General features: G+C 78.2%; 18 protein-coding genes. 14 read left to right on the forward strand and 4 right to left on the reverse strand.

Annotated elements, in window-relative coordinates; genetic code table 11:
* The 3 genes from ACI8AK_RS13595 to ACI8AK_RS13605 all read right to left on the reverse strand — a co-directional run.
* Positions 1–566, reverse strand: a 566-nt coding sequence (locus ACI8AK_RS13595) for a DUF6325 family protein (RefSeq protein WP_456956644.1), incomplete at its 3' end; no start/stop codon positions are given.
* A 142-nt stretch (positions 567–708) separates the two neighbouring features.
* The gene (locus tag ACI8AK_RS13600) at positions 709–1,188 is read right to left on the reverse strand and encodes a DUF7144 family membrane protein (RefSeq protein WP_456949849.1); all 480 of its coding nucleotides are present in this window, start codon (positions 1,186–1,188) and stop codon (positions 709–711) included.
* A gap of 161 nt (positions 1,189–1,349) precedes the next feature.
* Entirely contained in the window at positions 1,350–4,031 is a 2,682-nt protein-coding gene (locus ACI8AK_RS13605) for a LuxR C-terminal-related transcriptional regulator (protein WP_456956646.1), read from the reverse strand.
* Positions 4,032–4,344: 313 nt separating this feature from the next.
* On the opposite strand from ACI8AK_RS13605, the gene ACI8AK_RS13610 reads away from it, so the two are divergent.
* The 7 genes from ACI8AK_RS13610 to ACI8AK_RS13640 all read left to right on the forward strand — a co-directional run bounded on the left by ACI8AK_RS13610 (position 4,345) and on the right by ACI8AK_RS13640 (position 10,404).
* Entirely contained in the window at positions 4,345–5,286 is a 942-nt protein-coding gene (locus tag ACI8AK_RS13610; protein WP_456956648.1) for a hypothetical protein, read from the forward strand.
* Entirely contained in the window at positions 5,283–5,804 is a 522-nt protein-coding gene (locus ACI8AK_RS13615; protein ID WP_456949846.1) for an RDD family protein, read from the forward strand. Before ACI8AK_RS13610 ends, ACI8AK_RS13615 begins: the two co-directional genes overlap by 4 nt.
* A gap of 103 nt (positions 5,805–5,907) precedes the next feature.
* The gene (locus ACI8AK_RS13620) at positions 5,908–6,114 is read left to right on the forward strand and encodes a hypothetical protein (protein ID WP_456949845.1); all 207 of its coding nucleotides are present in this window, start codon (positions 5,908–5,910) and stop codon (positions 6,112–6,114) included.
* Between the two features lie 80 nt (positions 6,115–6,194).
* Positions 6,195–6,902, forward strand: coding sequence for an HDIG domain-containing metalloprotein (locus ACI8AK_RS13625; RefSeq protein WP_456949844.1), 708 nt, complete (start codon positions 6,195–6,197; stop codon positions 6,900–6,902).
* Complete coding sequence (locus tag ACI8AK_RS13630; protein ID WP_456956650.1) at positions 6,899–7,495, forward strand: hypothetical protein; 597 nt, start codon at positions 6,899–6,901, stop codon at positions 7,493–7,495. Before ACI8AK_RS13625 ends, ACI8AK_RS13630 begins: the two co-directional genes overlap by 4 nt.
* 82 nt (positions 7,496–7,577) lie before the next feature.
* Positions 7,578–8,906 (forward strand): alpha-amylase family glycosyl hydrolase, encoded by a 1,329-nt coding sequence (locus ACI8AK_RS13635; RefSeq protein WP_456956652.1) that lies wholly within the window; start codon positions 7,578–7,580, stop codon positions 8,904–8,906.
* Between the two features lie 91 nt (positions 8,907–8,997).
* Positions 8,998–10,404, forward strand: a complete 1,407-nt coding sequence (locus ACI8AK_RS13640) for an ATP-binding protein (protein WP_456949841.1) — start codon at positions 8,998–9,000, stop codon at positions 10,402–10,404.
* 10 nt (positions 10,405–10,414) lie between these two features.
* On the opposite strand, the gene ACI8AK_RS13645 is transcribed toward ACI8AK_RS13640, so the two are convergent.
* A complete protein-coding gene (locus ACI8AK_RS13645) occupies positions 10,415–11,617 on the reverse strand; it encodes a cation:proton antiporter (protein ID WP_456949840.1) in 1,203 nt (400 codons plus the stop codon).
* Positions 11,618–11,753: 136 nt separating this feature from the next.
* Here ACI8AK_RS13645 and ACI8AK_RS13650 point away from each other — a divergent pair, with 136 nt between their 5' ends.
* The 7 genes from ACI8AK_RS13650 (at position 11,754) to ACI8AK_RS13680 (ending at position 18,320) form a co-directional block, all read left to right on the forward strand.
* On the forward strand, positions 11,754–13,166 hold the full coding sequence (locus tag ACI8AK_RS13650; RefSeq protein WP_456956654.1) for an amidase: 1,413 nt from the start codon (positions 11,754–11,756) through the stop codon (positions 13,164–13,166).
* The gene (locus tag ACI8AK_RS13655) at positions 13,166–13,756 is read left to right on the forward strand and encodes a TetR/AcrR family transcriptional regulator (protein ID WP_456949838.1); all 591 of its coding nucleotides are present in this window, start codon (positions 13,166–13,168) and stop codon (positions 13,754–13,756) included. The genes ACI8AK_RS13650 and ACI8AK_RS13655 overlap by 1 nt, the downstream gene beginning before the upstream one ends.
* A 169-nt stretch (positions 13,757–13,925) precedes the next feature.
* Positions 13,926–14,435 carry a sigma-70 family RNA polymerase sigma factor gene (locus ACI8AK_RS13660; RefSeq protein WP_387988930.1) on the forward strand — a complete coding sequence of 170 codons (510 nt, stop codon included), beginning with the start codon at positions 13,926–13,928 and terminating at the stop codon, positions 14,433–14,435.
* Complete coding sequence (locus ACI8AK_RS13665) at positions 14,419–15,501, forward strand: hypothetical protein (RefSeq protein ID WP_456956656.1); 1,083 nt, start codon at positions 14,419–14,421, stop codon at positions 15,499–15,501. The genes ACI8AK_RS13660 and ACI8AK_RS13665 overlap by 17 nt, the downstream gene beginning before the upstream one ends.
* The gene (locus ACI8AK_RS13670) at positions 15,498–16,460 is read left to right on the forward strand and encodes an ABC transporter ATP-binding protein (RefSeq protein WP_456956658.1); all 963 of its coding nucleotides are present in this window, start codon (positions 15,498–15,500) and stop codon (positions 16,458–16,460) included. Before ACI8AK_RS13665 ends, ACI8AK_RS13670 begins: the two co-directional genes overlap by 4 nt.
* On the forward strand, positions 16,457–17,305 hold the full coding sequence (locus ACI8AK_RS13675; RefSeq protein WP_387988927.1) for an ABC transporter permease: 849 nt from the start codon (positions 16,457–16,459) through the stop codon (positions 17,303–17,305). The genes ACI8AK_RS13670 and ACI8AK_RS13675 overlap by 4 nt, the downstream gene beginning before the upstream one ends.
* Before the next feature lie 79 nt (positions 17,306–17,384).
* Positions 17,385–18,320, forward strand: coding sequence for an alpha/beta hydrolase (locus ACI8AK_RS13680; protein WP_456902210.1), 936 nt, complete (start codon positions 17,385–17,387; stop codon positions 18,318–18,320).
* The last annotated feature ends 37 nt before the right edge of the window (positions 18,321–18,357 follow it).

The following is an 18,357-nucleotide window of genomic DNA, read 5'->3' on the forward strand; positions in this document are numbered from 1 at the left end:
GGGCGAGGGGGGGGGGGGGGGCCGGGGGGGGGGGGGTGGGCCGCCCCGGGCCGGGGGGGGGCGGCGGGGCGGGGCCGCTCGGCGGGGGCCGGCTGCTCCGCCTCGAGGGCGTCGAGCGCCGCGATGATCGCCTGCACGGGCACGTGCCCGGAGGCGACCAGCTGACCGCCGGAGCGCCGCAGCGCGCGGGCGAAGGGCGCCGCCCAGACGTTTTCGTAGACGAGGATGCCGGCCGCGGTGCCCGGGTCCAGCGCCGCGGCGGCCTCGGCGAGGTCGTCGTCGCCGAGGAGGCCCGAGCGCGCGCCGTCGAACAGCGCCGCCTCGAGGACCTGCATCCGCCGGAGGTCGGTCTGCTCCAGGGCCGTGACGGTGCCGTCGGCGTCCTTGCGCAGGAACACCAGGTCCAGGATGCGGATGACCCCGCGGTCGACGAGGTCGACCAGCAGCGGGAGGGCCTCCCCGGTCATGCGCTCCGCCGGGAAGGCGACGACGAGGTAGTCGACCGGTCCCATCTGGTCGAGGTCGGCCCGGTCGGCGTCGGTCGGCTGCTGGAGGTCCGTGGTCATCTCTGCCCCAAGGGTGCGGGTGGACGGCGGTCGACCCAGGGTCGCCGCGGGGGCCGCCGGTCCACGTCCCCCCGCGCGGACGATCCGCACAGCACAGCGGGGGCACCCGTCCCGGGACGGGCACCCCCGCGCGCGTCGGCGGTCAGCGGTAGTCGGACTTCAGCTCCCGCCCGTGGACGATGATCGCGTAGATCACGATGACGTCGATCGTGATCATGAGGACCGACCACACCGGGTACGCGGCGATGAAGGCGAGGTTCACCAGCGCGCTGAGGAACGCGATGCACACACCGACCACGCGGGCGGCCGTGTTGCCCGCCAGCAGGCCGAGCCCCGCCGCGACCCCGATGACGCCGATGACCATGTGCGTCCAGCCCCACACGTCGTAGTCGACGTTCACCGCCAGGCCGGACTGCGTGACCAGGTAGAAGCCGTCGTCGAAGACGGCGATGAGCCCCTGGATCACCTGGAACGTGCCGAGCATGACGAGCATGACGCCGGCGAAGACGACCCAGCCCGCCCAGCCGCTGGGCGGCCGCTCCTCGAGGGGTCGCTGCTCGTAACGCGGCCGCGGCACCGACGTGGTCGTCGACGTCGCGTCCGCGCGCGAGGTGTCTGTCACGTGCCTCTCCTCCTCGATCCGGCCCCGGGTCCCGGTGGCCCGTGCGGCAGGCGGGACCCGAGGCGTGTGCGGCAGCAGCGTGGGCCCCCGCGGACCGGGCGGCATCGTCCGCCCTGCATGACCCCGGCCGCCTCCCGCCGCGGCGACGCGCCGCCGGGAGGTCAGACGAGGCCGAGCTCGCGGCCCCGCCGGACCGCCTGGTTGCGCCGGCTCACGGCGAGCTTGCGCAGGATGCTGCGGATGTGCGTCCGGACGGTGTTCACCGAGATGAACATGGTCGCCGCGATCTCCGCCGTGGACAGCATCCCCGCCAGGTACCGCAGCACCTCCGTCTCCCGGTCGCTGAGCTCCTGGACGACGTCGGGCACCTCCCGGGGAGCCGGCGGGCGGGTCGCGCCGGGGCGCGGCGCGGCTGTCGCCGACGGGTTCAGCCAGGCGGCGGGTCCCTGCAGCCGAGGCTGCGTGCGCAGCAGCCGCCGGGCCTGGGGCAGTGTGTCGACGAAGGGCCAGCGCAGCAGCTCGGGCCGGGCCGTCTCGAGGGCCTCGGCGAGCTCGTCCACCGCGGCGGGCGCGTGGCCTGCCTCCAGCAGCTGGCAGGCGCGGATGACCCGGGCCTCGACGACGGCGGCCGGCGCCCTGGTCCCCGTCGGCTCGGTCGGCGTCACCGCCGTCGGGTCGCCGGACAGGAGGTCGACCGTCGCGCGCAGCCGCCGGCTCCACGGCTCGTCGACCCGGGTCTCCCGGAGGATCGACAGTCCCTCGGTCACGTGCCCGCGGGCGACCGCGAGCCGGACCACCTCGCCGATCACCGGCTCGGCCACCCACCGGGGCAGGCGGGGTCCCCGCAGGTGCGGCCCCAGGCACCGCTCCGCCGCGTCGTACTCGTGCCGCAGCCGCAGCAGCTGGCTCTGCAGCACCGCGAGGAGCGGCTCCGCGTGGGCGGCGCCGGCCGTGCCGTCACCCAGGGACCGCGTGCGGGCGTGCGCCCGGCCCAGCCACTCCCGGGCCGCGGGGAGGTCGTAGCGGCGCAGGTGCGTCCACGCGAGCGCGGTCGCCGACGCCGGCTCGCGCGCGGCGTCGTCCCGGCCCTCCCCGGCCGCGAGCCTCTCGGCCTCGCCGGCCAGCTCGACGGCGTGGTTCAGCCGGCCCTCGAGGGCCTCGAGCAGGCCCAGGGAGGCGACGGTGCCGCTGCGCAGGTGCCGCGAGCCCGCCGCCTGGGCGGCGACCGCCGCCGTGCGCAGCCCGGCGACCAGCTGCCCGGTCGGCTCGTCGGTGCCGAGGGCCGCGGCGGCGCGCAGGGCGCCCAGCACCGCGGCACCCTCCCGCCGGTCGTCGTCCGGCAGCGCAGCCAGCAGCGGAGCGGCGGCGTCGGCCTCGGTGAGCCGGGCGCCGGCGGGGACGCCGGAGGCGGCGGCGGTCGCCAGGGAGGTGAGCGAGGCCGAGACGCGCAGCGCCGGCCGGGAGCCCTCCCCGCGGGCCGCCGCGACGTCGGCGAGGTCGGCCGCCGCGGGCGCGGCCCCGTCGGCCAGGGCGACGGCGGTCCGGAGCACGGCGGCGTCGGGACCGCGGAACCGCTCGGGCAGCGCGCGGACCCCGGCCAGCGCCGGGTCGGTGCCGTGCGCGAGCAGGCGCGGGACGAGCAGGTCGTCGACCAGCAGCCGCGCGACCGCCGGCCAGTCCTCCGCGGCGGCGGCGTGACCGACCGCCTCGGGGACCCGGCCGGCCGCGGCGTACCAGTCGGCGCAGGTCCGGTGCAGGGCGGCGACGTCACCGGGGTGGTCGTAGGCCAGCTGGGCCTGCAGCATCTCCCGGAACAGCGGGTGCACGCGGTATCCGCCGGGCGCGCCGGGCGAGGCCTCGACGAAGGCGTTGGCCCGCGCGAGCCCCGCGAGGACCCGCCGGCCGATCGGCCGCCCGCACAGCCGGTCCACGAGGTCGGGCCACAGCTCCGCGGTCACGCTGACCCGGAGCAGGAACCTCCGCACCGGGGCCGGCTGCCGCTGCAGCACCTCCGCGAACAGGTACTGCGCGACGCTGCCGTCGTCCTGCGCGAGCGAGGTCACCAGGTGCTCGGGGGAGGCTCCCTGCGCGAGGGCGGCGCCCGCCAGCCGCAGGCCGACCGCCCACCCCTGCGCCTCCGCGTGGAGCGTGCGGGCGACCTCCGGCGACACCGGCACCCCCATCGCGGCGAACAGCTCCCGGGCCTCGTCCGGGGTGAAGGCCAGCTCCGCCGCGCGGATCTCCGAGACGGTCCCGGCCAGCCGGTACTGGTGCAGCGGTACCGGCGGGTCCGCGCGGGCGCACAGCACCAGCCGCAGCCTGCCGCCGGAGTGCCGGACCAGCAGGTCGAGCCCCGTGGCGATCGACCGGTCCCGCACGTGGTCGGCGTCGTCGACCACCAGCGTCACCGGCCGGGGCAGCGCGGCTACCCGACCGGCGAGGGACGGGACGAACGCCGGCGGCTCCGGCCCCCCGGGCTCGAGGGGCGGCAGGCCGGCGCGCGCGAGCCCCACCGACTCCAGCGCACCGACGACGTAGCTCCAGAACGCCGCCGTGTCGTCGTAGTCGTCGACGGTGAGCCAGGTGACGGGGCCGTCCGGCCGGCTGCGCGCCCACGAGGCCGCCAGCACCGTCTTGCCGGAACCCGCCGGCCCGCTGACCAGCGTCAGGGGCGACCGCTGCACCGCCCGGGACAGCGCGGTGGTCAGCCGCGGCCGGAGGACCGTCGCGTCCCCGGGTTCGGGCGGGGTGAGCTTGGAGGCCAGCAGGGCCGGGCCGGGTCGCGCAGCGGCAGGCACCGCCGTCCCCGACCCGGTCGCGTGGATCGGCGACAGACTCGCCATGACGCGTCCTCCCGCGTGCGGTGCAGGCCGTCCCCCGTTCCCGAGCCTCCCTCTGGGCGCCTACCGGGCCGGCGTGCGACCGGTCCCCTTCCCCAGCCTGGCCGTCCCCCCTGCGGGACCTCAGAGCCGAAGGTCACCGGCCTCCCCTCCCCCGGAACACGCCGTGGAGGGGCGGGAGGTCACCGGAGCCTCCCGCTCCCCGCAGGGCCGGGGTTCATCCGTTCCGGATGAGGGACGGGCAGCACCCCTGCCGGACGCTGGCGGCTCCGAGGCAGGGAGGGCGCATGGTCCTGACAGCGGGCGGCGTCCCCCGGTGGCCGTGAACCCCGGCGGCCCACCGGTCGAGGAGCTGCGGCCGGCCGGTGCACCGTCGGCCGCCCCGTCGCCGGACCGGTTCGACGCCGACGGCGCGGTCCGGGACGCGGTGCAGGCAGCGGTGGCGGTGCTCGAGGTGACGGCGGCGCTGGCACGCCTCCTCGCGGAGCGCGCCGCCATCCGCCGCCGCACCGTCGTCGCACGCCTGCCGCGGCCCGGGCGCGCGCCGGAGGCGCTCGCCCACCCCGTGGTGGCGACGGCGCGCGCGCTGGCCGGGGCGGCCGACCGCGTGGTCCCGGCGGTGGCCCGGGGACTGCTCGCCCGCCTCGACGTCCCGGCGCTGGTCCGCGAGTTCGTGGACCTCGATCGGCTGGTGGCCCTGGTCGACGTCGACGCGGTTGCCGACCGGGTGGACGTCGGCCGGGTGCTGGCCCGCGTGGACCTCGACGGCGTGGTCGACCGGGTGGACCTCGACCGCGCCGTGGCCCGCGTCGACCTCGACGCCGCGGTCGGCCGGGTGGACGTCGACGCGGTGGCCGACCGGGTGGACGTCGGCCGGGTGCTGGCCCGCGTGGACCTCGACGGCGTGGTCGACCGGGTGGACCTCGACCGCGCCGTGGCCCGCGTCGACCTCGACGCCGTCGTCGAGCGGGTGGACCTCGACCGCGCCGTGGCCCGCGTCGACCTCGACGCCGCGGCCCTGCGCATGGACCTCGCCGGCCTGGCGCGGTACGTGGTCGAGGTGATCGACCTGCCCGGCCTGCTGCGCGCCTCGACCGGCTCGGTGACCTCGGAGGTGGTGCGCTCCGTGCGCGACCAGGGCGCCGACGCCGACCGGGCGGTGGAACGGGTGGTCGACCGGCTGCTGCGCCGGCACGCGCGGCGGACCACGGCGGGCGACGGCGTCCGCGGCCCCGCCGGTCCGGAGGCGTCGTCGTGACCCGGGCCGGGGAACGGCGCGGCACGCGGGCCGGCCTCCCGGCACCGGCGCCGGCGGAGCACGCGGCGCCGCGGGGAGGTCGCGCGGGCCTGGTCACCCGTGCGCTGGCCAACGTGGTGGACCTGCTCGTGGTCGCGCTGCTGGTGGTCGGGGGCTGCACGGCGGTCGCGGCCGCCCGGTTCCTCGTGAACCCGGCCGGCTTCTCCTTCCCGGCGCCCTCGTCGTCGACGCTGCTGTCCTGGACGCTCGGCGTGCTGGCGGTCTACCTCGCCGTCACCTGGGCCGACGCCGGGCGGACGTACGGCGACCGGCTGCTCGGGCTGCGCGTGGGCGACGACCGCGGGGACCGGCTGGGCTGGGGACGGTCCGCGGTGCGGGCGGTGCTGTGCGTGGTGTTCCCCGTCGGCCTGCTGTGGGTGCTGGTCAGCCGGGGGAACCGGTCGGTGCAGGACCTGCTGCTGCGGACCTCGGTCGTCTACGACCGGCCGCCGGCCCCGGTCGTCCCTGGCGGACGATGACCGCCGCCGGGTCACGGGGGAGGCTCGGGGTGTCCGGGACGCCGTGCCCCGCGCGGCCCGGACCCGGCAGCACCGGGCCGCGACGACCGGCGGGAGGTCCGCCATGCCCACCCTGGCGCCGACCCCGGACCGCTTCACCGTCCTCGACTCCCTCATCGTGCGGGCGCTCGCCGAGCTCCGGACCGCACGGCGCGCATGCGGGCGGCCCGGCGACGCGGAGGCCCTCGAGCTGGCCCTCGAGCTGCGGACGCAGGCCGAGGCGAACCTCAACGCCCTCCTGGAGTACCGGCACGCCGCGCAGCGGCGGTGACCCGGTCGTCCCCCGCGGACGACGCGCCGGCGGACGCCGGAGGAGGGCCGGCCCGCGCGACACCCGACCGGGGAGGACCCGTGCCACCGCGTGAGGAGACGTCCGGGACGGTCCGCGCCGGGACGGTTCCGGCGCACCCCCCGTCCTGGCTGCTGGTCGAGGCCGCGCACCGGCTGGCCGCCCGGCTGCTGGGCGACTCGGGGGCGCGCTGGCGGCACGAGCAGGCGGTGGCGCGACGCGCGGAGGAGGCGGCCGCCGCGGTGGCGCCCGCCGACCGGCCGCTGCTGCTGGCCGCCGCGTGGCTGCACGACGTCGGCTACGCCCCGGAGGTCCGGCGCACGGGCTTCCACCCGCTCGACGGGGCCCTGTACCTGCGCGACCGCGGCTGGCACCCGGTGGTGGTCGGGCTGGTGGCCCACCACTCCGGCGCCCGGTTCGTCGCCGACCAGCGCGGGCTCGGGGAGCTGGTGCGGGACTTCGACACCGCCCGGTACGCCTCCGGTCCCCTGGCCGACGCGCTGACCTTCGCCGACCAGACCACGGCCGCCGACGGCCGCACCGTCGACGTCGAGACCCGCTTCGCCGACGTGCTGGGCCGGCACGGCCCCGGCAGCGCCACCGCCCGCGCCCACCCCCGGCGCGCGCCGGTCGTCCGGGCCGCCGTCGCGCGCACCGAACGGCGCCTGCGGCACCTGGGAGGTCCGCGTGCGGTCCCCTCCCACGACCGGGGGACGGGCGCCGCCGGAGGCTCCAGCTCCCCTCCCCGGGTGGCCGATGGGACGGGGTGACGCCGCACCGCCCCGCCCCCCGCTGGTACCCCGCCGAGGACCCCTGGGAGTGGGCCGGCCGGCACGGGCTCTGGCGCGGGGACGACGTCGCCGCCACCGCGCTGGTGCTCGCGGTCACCGAGCACACCGAGGACGCCTCCCCCTGGGCGGCCGGCCAGGTCGTGCGGCTGGTCCGGTCCGTCCTGGACGACGTCTCCCCCGCCGCGGGCCTGCTGGCTGCCGCGCTCGCCGGTCCCGCCGCCGGGCTCGGCGAGGTGGCGGCGACGCCGCTGGTGCACGTGCGGGCGGCGGTCGCGGCCCGGCCCGACCTGCCCGGGGACGTCGCGGCCGTGCTGGACCGGGACGAGGCCCTGCGGCGGGCCCGCGGGCGGGTCGCGGTCACGCCGCCGGGGGACGCGCGCGGCCTGGTCGCCGAGTTCCGGGCGTGGTCCCTCGGCCGGGCCCTCCTGCGGCAGCGCGTCACGTGGGCCGGCCGCGCCCGGCTGGCCGTCCGCCTCGACGAGGAGGCCGCGGACCTGCTCGCCGAGCTCGGCCGGACGCCGGCCGCCGACCTGCTCGTCCGCGCCACCGGGGGGCGCGGGGCCCGCGGCTGAGCCGCCCGGCCTGCGGGGGCGCGCCCGCTCGGGGAGGGTGGCGGGGGCCCCGCCCGGGGCCGCCGACCACGGGAGGAGCGACGTGCCGGACTGGGTGACCGACGCGATCTGGTGGCAGGTGCACCCCCTGTCCTTCACCGGCGCGGAGCCGGCCGCCCTCCCGCCCGGGGAGCTGCGGCACCGGCTGCCCCACCTGCAGCGCTGGCTGGACCACCTGCTGGCACTGGGCTGCAACGGCCTGGCGCTCGGGCCGGTGTTCGCCAGCGGCACCCACGGCTACGACACCGTCGACCACTTCCGCGTCGACCCGCGCCTGGGTGACGACGCCGACCTCGACGCGCTGCTGGCCGCGGCGCACGAGCGCGGCGTCCGGGTGCTGCTCGACGGCGTGTTCAACCACGTGGGCCGCGACCACCCCGCGTTCCGCGCCGTCGCCGAGCAGGGGCGCGACGCCCCGACGGCGGACTGGTTCCGGCTGCACTGGCCGCCGGACTGGACGCCGGGCACCGCACCGGGCGCCGACGTCTTCGAGGGCCACGACCTGCTCGTCGAGCTCGACCACTCCTCCCCCGCCGTCGCCGACCTGGTCACCCGCGTGATGACGCACTGGCTCGACCGCGGCGCCGACGGCTGGCGGCTGGACGCCGCCTACGCCGTGCCGCCGTCGTTCTGGGCCCGGGTCCTGCCCGCCGTGCGCGCCCGCCACCCGCAGGCCTACGTCGTCGGGGAGGTCATCCACGGCGACTACCCGCGGCTCGTGGCCGAGGGCGGGCTGGACGCGGTCACCCAGTACGAGCTGTGGCAGGCGGTCTGGCACGGGATCGCCGAGCGCAACCTGTTCGAGCTGGCCTGGTCGCTGCAGCGGCACGCCGGCTTCCTGCGCTCCTTCGTGCCGTGGACGTTCGCCGGCAACCACGACGTCACCCGCATCGCCAGCCAGCTGCCCGACGTCCGGCACCTCCCCCACGCGCTCGCGGTGCTGTTCACCGTGGGCGGGACGCCGGCGGTGTGGGCCGGCGACGAGCACGCCTTCCGCGGGGTGAAGGAGCACCGCGCCGGGGGCGACGACGCCGTCCGGCCGCCGTTCCCCGCCGACCCGTCCGGGCTCTCGCCGCTCGGCGCGCCGACGTTCGCGCTGCACCGGGAGCTGGTCGGCCTGCGCCGCCGGCACCGCTGGCTGCACACCGCGGCGCCCGAGCAGGTGCACGTGGCCAACGAGCAGCTGGTGTACGCCGTGGCCGGCGACGGGCAGCGGCTGCTGGTCGCGCTCAACGTCGCCGACGCCGCGGTGCGCGTGCCCGCGCCCGGGGCGGGGGCCGTCCTCGCCGGCGCGGCGACCGTCGGCCGCGGTCGGGACGGGCGGGGCGGGGTGGAGCTGCCCGCGCACGGCTGGGCGGTCCTCACCGGCTGAGGTCGCCGCGTCCGGGGACCTGTCGGGGCCCCGGCGGGCCCGGCATGCTCCGGGGACGCCCGGGGAGACCGGGAGGCAGGAGGCCGCCCGGATGACCGAGACCACCGACCCCGCCGTCCCCGCCCTGCGCGGGATCGGGCTGTTCGCGGGCACCGACGACGGCCAGCTGCGAACCCTGGCCGCCGTCGGCACCGAGGTGTCCTTCACCGACGGCGACGTGCTGTTCGTGGAGAACGCCCCCGCGGAGTCCTGGTGGGTGCTCCTGGAGGGCAGCATCGACCTGGTCCGCCACCTGGGGTCGGAGGAGACCCGGCTCGGGGTCATGGACGTGCCCGGCCGCTGGGCCGGCGGCTTCCGCGCGTGGGACGAGCACGGCGCCTACCTCGCCACCGGCCGGGCGGCGTCGGACGGGCGGGTGCTGCGGGTGCCGGCCGCGGCGCTGCGGGAGCTGTGGGCCAGCCGCTTCCCGCTGGGGCTGTACCTGACCGAGGGCGTGTCCCGGTCGGCGCGCAACTACGAGACGATGGCCCGCCAGCGGGAGGCCCTGGCCGCGCTCGGGACGCTGGCCGCCGGTCTCGCGCACGAGCTGAACAACCCGGCCGCGGCCGCGACCCGGGCGGTCGACGCGCTGACCGAGGCCCACGCGGCGATGCTGTCGTCGCTGCGCCGGCTGGCCGCCGCCCCGGTCACCGCCGGCGAGTTCACCCGGCTGGACACCCTCCGCCAGGAGCTGGGGACCCGGCCCGGCGGGGACCCGCTGGAGGTCGCCGACCGGGAGGACGCCCTCGCCGACTGGCTGTCCCGGCAGGGGGTGGCGCACGGGTGGACGCTGGCCCCCGCGCTCAGCGGGGCGGGCGCCGACGTCGCCTGGGGCGAGCGGGTGGCCGGCGTCGTCGGGGCCGACCGGCTCGAGCCCGCACTGGAGTGGGTGGCGAGCACCCTGGAGGCGAGCGGGCTGCTGGCGGAGGTCAAGGAGTCCACCCGGCGCATCTCCGACCTGGTGGCGGCGGTGCGGTCCTACTCCCAGCTCGACCGGGCCGCCGTGCGGGAGACCGATCTCGCCGAGGGCCTGGAGAGCACCCTGGCGATGCTCGCCCCGCGGGTGCCGCCGGGCGTGACCGTCGTCCGGGACCACGCACCCGGCGTGCCGCGCATCGAGGCGCGCGCCGCCGAGCTCAACCAGGTGTGGACCCACCTGGTCGACAACGCCCTGCACGCGATGGGCGACCGCGGGACGCTGCGGGTGTCCACGCGGGTGGACCGGGACGCGGTGGTCGTGGAGGTCGGCGACACCGGCGCCGGGATGACCCCGGAGGTCCGGGCGCACGCCTTCGACCCGTTCTTCACGACGCGCGGCGTCGGCGAGGGCACCGGCCTGGGGCTGGACATCTCCCGGCGGATCGTCGACCGGCACGGCGGGGACATCGACGTCGACCTGCGGCCCGGCGAGACGGTGCTCCGGGTGCGCCTGCCGGTCCGGCGTCCCGGACGTCACTGACCCGGGTGTCTCAGGCAGGGCCTGCCGGGCCCCCGGCGGCCGGGACGGGCGCCGGGGCGGCCGGCCGCCGGTCCAGGGCGACGGCCAGGGCCGGGAACAGCAGCACGGTGACCACGCCGGCGCCGACCAGCGCGGCGGCGTTCTCCGGCAGCATGTGGCCGCTGCGCAGGCCGATCTCGGTGAGCGCGACCAGCACCGGCAGCGCGGTGGCGCTGACCAGGGCGGTCTGCGCGCGCTGCCGCAGCGGCAGCACCCGGCGGTAGACCAGCAGCGCCGGGCCGCCCCGGACGGCGAGCATCAGCGCGAAGAACAGCACCAGCCGCAGCGGCGCGTCGGCGATCGAGCCGAGGTCCAGCGCCATGCCCGACGCCACGAAGAACACCGGCACGAAGAAGCCGTAGCCGACCGCGTCCAGCTTGGCCTCCAGCTGGGGCGCGGCCCCGCCGACCCACCGCCGCAGCACCATCCCCGCGAGGAAGGCCCCGAGGACCGCGTCCAGGTGGAACTGCTCGGTGACCGCGATGAGCGTGATCAGCAGCAGCACGGTGGCGCGCAGGGTGATCTGCGCGGTCGCGTCCTGGCCCGCGACGACGGCCCGGGCCAGCCGGCTGCCGTCCCGGACGCCGCGGCGCAGCAGGGCGAGGGCGAGGGCGAGGGCGGCGACCGCGCCCAGCGACACCAGCGCGGCGACCCGGCCCTGGCTGCCCAGGAACACCGCGATCGCGAGGACGGGCAGCAGCTCCCCGACGCCGCCCGCGGCCAGCAGGTACCGCCCGAGCCGGCCGGCGAGCAGCCCCTTCTCCCGCAGCACCGGCAGCAGCGTCCCCAGGGCGGTGGTGGTCAACCCCAGCGCCACCGGGAGGAACGCCTCCACGACGCCCCCGGCGTGCAGCAGGCCCACGACGCCGAGCGCCAGCAGCAGGGACACCGTCCAGCCGAGCAGTGCCCGGCGGCCGGCGTCCTCCCGGAACAGCCGCGGGTCGAGCTCGTAGCCGGCGAGCAGGAAGACGAAGCCCAGCCCGACGTCGGCGAGCACCCGCACGTCCTGCGCCGTGCCGACGTCCAGTGCGGAGGGGCCCAGCAGCATCCCGCCGGCGAGCAGCAGCACCACCTGGGGCACCGGCAGCCGCGGGAACAGCCCGACGAGGACGGCGGCGAGCACGGAGACGGCCGTGACCGCGGCCAGGGTGTCGATCACCACGACGTCGTCCACCCGTACTCCCCTCGCCCGGGCGCCGGCCGATCCTCCCGCGCGCTCCCGCCCGCGGGGAAGCGTCCCGGCGCCCCTGCCGACGGCGCCGGGCGCCGGCCCGTTGTCAAACGCGAACGATGCATTCACGATTGGCCCCGTGACGCTGTCGCTGACCGAGTACCGCTGCTGGGACGCCCTCGACGCGGCCCGCCTCGTGCGCGACGGCGAGGTCACCGCCGCCGAGCTGGCCGAGGCGGCCCGCCGTCTGATGGCCGAGCGGAGCGACCTCAACGCGGTCGCCGCCCCGGCCGCCGCCGTGCCCGGCGAGGGGACCGCACGGGGTCCCCTCGCCGGCGTGCCGTTCGCGGTCAAGGAGCTGCTCGCATGGCCCGGGCTGCCCTGGACCATGGGCTCCCGCCTCACGGCCACCACTCCCGCACCCGGCCACTCGCCCTACACCACGGCCGTCCGGGAGGCCGGAGTGCAGGTGGTCGCCTCGACGACCAGCTCCGAGTTCGGACTGCTGGGCAGCACCGAGACGGCGCTGCACGGCGTGACGGCCGACCCCTGGCGGGCGGGCCTGTCCGCGGGCGGGTCCTCGGGCGGCTCCGCCGCGCTGGTCGCCGCCGGCGTCCTCCCCGTGGCGCACGGCAGCGACGCCGGCGGCTCGCTCCGCGTCCCGGCCGCGCTGACCGGCGTCTTCGGGTTCAAGCCGTCGCACCGGCGGTGCGAGCCGACCGGCCCGGAGGCGCCCGGACTGGGCGCCCTGCTCGTCGAGCACGTCGTCACCCGGTCCGTCCGCGACAGCGCGGCCTTCCTCGCGGCCACCGAGCACCGCGGCCCCGGGGCGGTGCACCCACCGGTCGGCCGGGTGACCGGGCCGCCGGCCGCGCGGCTGCGGATCGCGGTGCTGGCGCCCACGTTGCTCGGGGAGCAGCCCGACCGGGCCGTCCGTCACGAACTCGACCGGGCAGCCGCGCTGTGCGCGTCGCTCGGGCACGTCGTGGACGTCGCTCCGGCGCTGGAGGTCGACGGCCCCGAGCTGAGCCGGGGCTTCTTCACGGCCGCCGCCCTGACCATGGCCCAGGTCGCCCGCGCGGCCGTCCCGCTGCTCGGGCGGCCACCGGGCCCGGACGAGCTGGAGCCGTTCACCCTCGAGCTGATCGACTGGGCCTCGTCGCTCGGCCCGGACGGGCCGGCGCGGGCCGGGCGCGCGTTCGCGGACGCCACCCGCGCCTACCTCGGCCTGTTCGAGCACTGCGACGTCGTCCTCAGCCCGACGCTCGCCCGCACCTCCTGGCCGGTCGGGCACCTGTCCCCCTCCGCGGGCCGGGAGACGCTGATCCGCCGCACCGAGGAGGCCGTCGGGTACACGCCGATCCACAACGTCGCGGGGTGCCCGGGGATGTCGGTCCCCCTCGGCCGGCACGACGGGCTGCCGGTCGGCATCCACTTCGCCGCCCGGCCCGGTGCCGACCGGATGCTGCTGGCGCTCGCCCTCGAGCTCGAGGGCGCCGCCCCGTGGGCCGACGTCCGGCCACCGGAGCCGGCCGCTCCGGGAGCGCGGTGATGGCCCAGGTCCTCAAGCCGGAGGTGCGCGCGCGGATCGAGGACGCCGCCCTGCGCTGCTTCGCCGAGCACGGCTACCCCGGCACCTCGGTCGCCGCGATCGGGGACCTGGCCGGCACCGTCCCGGGGAACGTGTACCGGTACTTCGGCTCCAAGCAGGCACTGTTCGACGCGGTGGTGCCGCCGGACCTGCCGGCCCGCCACGACCGGCTGCTCGACACCCGGGTCGCGGCCCTGGCCGAGGGATCCGCCCACCGCGCCCCGGCCGACGAGCTCCTCGGCTTCTGGCTCGACCACCCCCTCGCCGTCGCCGTGCTGCTCGACCGCGCGGAGGGGACGCCGTTCGCCGGCTACCCCGCCGCCTTCGTCCGGCGCCTGGTCGGCCACGCCGAGCGCTCCCTCGGCCGGCGGCCGACCCCCGAGCAGCGGGAGGTCCTCGACCTCGTCTTCGACAACACCCGCCGCGCGCTGGCCCGCATCCTGCGGACGGCGCGCGACCGGGACCACGGCCGCGCCCTCGTCGCCGGCTTCTGGAGCTACCAGCTCCCCGGTCTCGACGGGCTCGTCGCCCACCTCCGCCAGGACACCTGAGCCCGGGCCCGGAGCCGCCGTGTCACATCCGCGGGCGCGGCGGTGCTCCCTGGACGTGAGCGCGATGAGGCACGGTGTCCCCGCACCGGCGGCCGCCGTGCCGGCCGTCCTGTCCCGGGCCGGCCGGAGCCGGCGGGTGGGCCGGGCGGATCGGGAGGACGGCGGGGCCGTGTCGGGACGGGGAGCGGTCCGCGCCGACCTCGAGCAGGTCTTCCGCGCCTCCTACCCGCGCGTGGTCGGCGTCGCCGCCCGGGTGCTCGGCTCCCGGGACGGCGCCGAGGACGTCGCCCAGGAGGTCTTCCTCTCCTTCGCCCGCACCACGGTGCCGGCCGGCGAGGCGCCGGGATGGCTCTCGGTCGCCGCGGCCCACACCGCCCTCAACCACCTCCGCTCCGGCCGCCGCCGCGCCACCCGAGAGGAGGCGGCCGGCGGCCCCGACCCCGCGGTGCCCGACGTCGCCGACGACGTCGTCACCCTCGACGAGCGCCGCCGCGTGCGGGCGGCCCTGGCCCGGCTCCCCCGCCGCCAGGCCGTCGCGCTCGTCCTGCGGCACAGCGGCCTCAGCTACGCCGAGGTCGCGGCCGCCCTCGACCTGTCCCCCGGCAGCGTCGGCACGACCGTGCGACGCGCCGAGTCCGCCCTGCGCGAGGAGTTGACCCGCCATGCGTCATCCGACTGAGGGCACGCTGCGCCGGCTCGTGGACGAGCCGGCCGGTGTCCCCGACGCCGACCGCGAGCACGTCGCCGGCTGCGCCACGTGCCTGACCGGCCTGGCCGCCGCCCAGCGCGACGCCACCGCCGTCTCCGCGGCCCTGTCCCCGGACACCGCCGCCGACACCGGGGCCGCCTGGCACCGCCTGTCGTCCGCGGTCGCCCTGGACGAGCGCCGCCGCGCGGCCGCTCCCGCCCCGGCCCGCCGCCGGCGCGCCCGGCTGCGCAGCCCGCTCGTGGCCGCCGTCGGCGTGGTCGCGCTGCTGGCCGGCGGCGGCGCGGCCGCCGCCGCGGACTGGCTGCAGGTCTTCCGCACCGAGGAGATCGCGCCGGTCACGGTCACCCAGGCCGACCTGGTGGCGCTGCCCGACCTGTCCGCCTACGGCACCACGCAGGTGCTGGAGGAGCCCGACGTCCGCCCGGTGGCCGACGCCGCCGCCGCGGAGGACGTCACCGGGCTCGCCGTCCCGCGGGTCGGCGAGCTCCCCGGTGGGGTGGGCGGCGACCCGTCCTACCAGGTCGGCGACCGGGCGGCCGTGGAGTTCACCTTCTCCGCCGAGCGGGCGGCGCAGGCGGCCGCGGCGTCCGGGGAGACGCTGCCGCCCCCGCCGGCCGGTCTCGACGGCGGCCGGTTCCGGCTGACCGCCGGTCCCGGCGTCGCCGCGGTCTGGACCAGCGGCAGCGGCGCGCCCGGCCTGGTCGTCGCCCGGGTCGTCGCCCCCACCGCCGAGTCCTCGGGCATCCCGTTCGGGACCGCCCGCGACTACCTGCTGTCGCTGCCCGGCATGCCCGAGGACCTCGCCGCCCAGCTGCGGTCCTTCTCCGGCGACGGCACGACGCTGCCGCTGCCGGTGCCGGCCGGGCTGGCGACCAGCTCGACCGCCGAGGTCGACGGCGAGGAGGCCACGGTGCTCACCTCGCGGGACGGCTCGGTCGCCGGCGTGGTGTGGGTGACCGACGGCGTCGTCACCGCGGTGGCCGGGTCGCTGGGCGCCGACGAGGTGCTCGCCGTCGCCCGGGGTCTGTCGGAGTGACCTCCCCGACCGCCGCCGCGGAACGGCTGCTGGCCGAGCTGCCGCCGTCGCCGGCGGTCTGGTGCCAGGGGCTGCGCAAGCGGTACGGACGGCGGACCGCGGTCGACGGGGTGTCCTTCGCCGTCGGCCGCGGCGAGGTGCTCGGGCTGCTCGGGCCCAACGGCGCGGGCAAGACCAGCGTCATCAAGATGCTGCTCGGCCTCGTCCGGCCCGACGCCGGGGAGGTGCTGCTGCTCGGGCGGCCGGCACGCGACCCGCGGGCCCGGGCCCGCGTCGGCTACCTGCCCGAGCTGTTCCGCTACCAGCCGTGGCTCAGCGCGGCGGAGGTGCTGGCCCTGCACGTGCGGCTGTCCGGCGCGGCGGTGCCGGCGGCCGAGCAGCGCGACGTCCTGGCACTGGTCGGCCTGGCCGACCGCGCCGGCGACCGGGTGGGCGGCTTCTCCAAGGGCATGCAGCAGCGGCTGGGGCTGGCCGTGGCGCTGGTGGCGCGCCCGGAGCTGGTGGTGCTCGACGAGCCGACCAGCGCGCTGGACCCGCTCGGCCGCGTGGACGTCCGCGACGTCGTGCTGTCGCTGCGCGAGCGCGGCGTCGCGGTGCTGCTCAACTCGCACCTGATCGGCGAGGTGGAGCGGGTCTGCGACCGCGTGGTCATCCTCGACCGGGGGCGGGTCGCGGCGGCCGGGACGCTGGCCGAGCTGCTCGGGCAGCGGGAGGTGCGGCTGCGGCTCGACGGCGTCGACGCCCGCGCCGAGGCGCGGCTGGCCGCCACCGGCCGGCTGACCCGCAGCGGCGACCGGTTCACCGTCACGCTGCCCGAGGACGCCGACGCCGTGGTGCCGGCGCTGGTCGCCGACCTGGTCGCGCTCGGCGTCCGGGTGCACGCGGTGGAGCCGGGGCGGATCAGCCTGGAGGAGCGGCTGCTCGACGTCCTCCGCTCGGGTCAGGCGGCCCAGTCGTGAGCACCGCCCGCGTCGTGCTGACGATCGCCGGCCTGACCCTGCGCGAGGCCGCGCGGCGCAAGGTGCTGCGCTCCCTCGCGGTGCTCACGCTGGCGCTGCTCGGGCTGTCCGCGTGGGGCTTCGCCCGGCTGGACGCCGAGTTCGGGGGGCTGACCAGCGGGGAGGCGCGGATCGCGGCGTCGACCGTGCTCAACCTGGTGATGTTCGGCTACAGCCTCATCGCCGCGCTCGGGACGGCGTTCCTCGCCGGCCCGACCGTCTCCGGGGAGGTGGAGTCCGGGGCGGCGCTGGCGGTGCTGGCGCGGCCGGTCCGCCGCTCGGCGGTGCTGGTCGGCAAGTGGCTGGGGCTGGTGGCGTTCGGCAGCGCGTTCGTCGCGCTGGCGGGGCTCGCGCAGTTCGTCGTCGTCCAGGGAACGGTCGGGTACTGGCCGCCCCGGCCGCTGGTGGGGCTCGCGCTGCTCGCCGCGCAGACCGCGGTGCTGCTCACCCTGGCCCTGCTGCTGTCCACGGTCATCTCGCCGATGGCCTCGGGCGTGGTGGCGGTCGGCCTGTTCGGCGCCACCTGGATCGCGGGCGTCGTCGGCGGGATCGGCGACGCGCTGGGCAACGAGGGCGTCGCCCGGGTGGGCGCGGTGTCGCGGATGCTGCTGCCCACCGACGGGCTGTGGCGCGGGGCGATGAACGCCTTCCAGGACCCGACGCTGGTCGGGCAGTTCACCGAGCTCGGCGGGTCGCCGTTCTTCGGCGAGGCCCCGCTCACCGCCACCTACCTGGCGTGGGCGGCGCTGTGGGTCGCCGTCGTCCTGGGGCTCGCGGGGATGGCGTTCTCCCGCCGGGACCTGTAGCCGTCCCGGCTCGGTACCGTCCGTGGCCGGGGTCACACGGCCCCGCCCCCCGCCCGACGACGCCGTCTGGAGTTGCCCCGTGCCGGTCGATCCGCACATCTCCGCCCTGCTGTCCATGCTCGCGCAGTCCGGCGCGCCGCCCATGTGGGAGGGCACGCCCGAGGCCGGCCGCGCCCAGTACCTGGCGCTCACGCACGGCGCGCGCTCGCCCGAGCACGTGGTGCCGGTGGCGAGCACCGAGGACCGCACCGTCCCCGGCGCCGAGGGCGACCTGCGGGCGCGGGTGTACCGGCCCGAGGGCGAGGGGCCGTTCCCCACGGTCGTGTTCTTCCACGGCGGCGGCTGGGTGATCGGCGACCTCGACACCCACGACAACATGGCCCGCAACGTCTGCCGCGGCGCCGGGGCCGTGGTGGTCGCCGTCGACTACCGGCTCGCCCCCGAGCACCCGTTCCCGGCCGCCGCCGAGGACGCCGTCGCCGCGGCGCGCTGGGTGGCGCAGCACCTGGACGAACTCGGCGGCGACTCCCGGCTCGGGCTCGCCGGCGACAGCGCCGGCGGCAACCTGGCCGCCGTCGTCGCCCAGGTCCTCCGCGACGACGGCACGAAGGTCGCCGCCCAGTTCCTGGTCTACCCGTCGGTCGATGTCGCCGGCGAGTACCCGTCCCGGGTGGAGAACGGGAAGGGCTACTTCCTCGAGCGGGACACGATGGACTGGTTCCACGGCCACTACGCCGGGACCTGGGAGGACGCCCGCGACCCGCGGCTGTCCCCGCTGCACGCCGCCGACCTGGCCGGCCTGCCGCCGGCGCTCGTGGTCACCGCCGAGTTCGACCCGCTGCGCGACGAGGGCGAGGCCTACGGCGAGGCGCTCGAGGCCGCGGGCGTGCAGGCCGACGTGCGCCGCTACGACGGGATGGTCCACGGCTTCTTCGACATGGGCGCCTGGTCCCCGGCCGCGCAGGCCGCGATCGACGAGAGCTGCGCGCGCTTCGGCGAGCTGCTCCGGGGCTGAGACGGCGGGCCGGCCACCCGCCGCGGTGGCCGGCCCG

The organism is Geodermatophilus sp. SYSU D00867 (assembly GCF_054050315.1).

What these genes read in the sequence shown, in the direction of transcription:
- ACI8AK_RS13605 (WP_456956646.1), bottom strand. Translation starts at nt 4,031, where the DNA reads ATGGCGAGTCTGTCGCCGATCCACGCGACCGGGTCGGGGACGGCGGTG.
- ACI8AK_RS13620 (WP_456949845.1), top strand. Translation starts at nt 5,908, where the DNA reads ATGCCCACCCTGGCGCCGACCCCGGACCGCTTCACCGTCCTCGACTCC.
- ACI8AK_RS13640 (WP_456949841.1), top strand. Translation starts at nt 8,998, where the DNA reads ATGACCGAGACCACCGACCCCGCCGTCCCCGCCCTGCGCGGGATCGGG.
- ACI8AK_RS13655 (WP_456949838.1), top strand. Translation starts at nt 13,166, where the DNA reads ATGGCCCAGGTCCTCAAGCCGGAGGTGCGCGCGCGGATCGAGGACGCC.
- ACI8AK_RS13665 (WP_456956656.1), top strand. Translation starts at nt 14,419, where the DNA reads ATGCGTCATCCGACTGAGGGCACGCTGCGCCGGCTCGTGGACGAGCCG.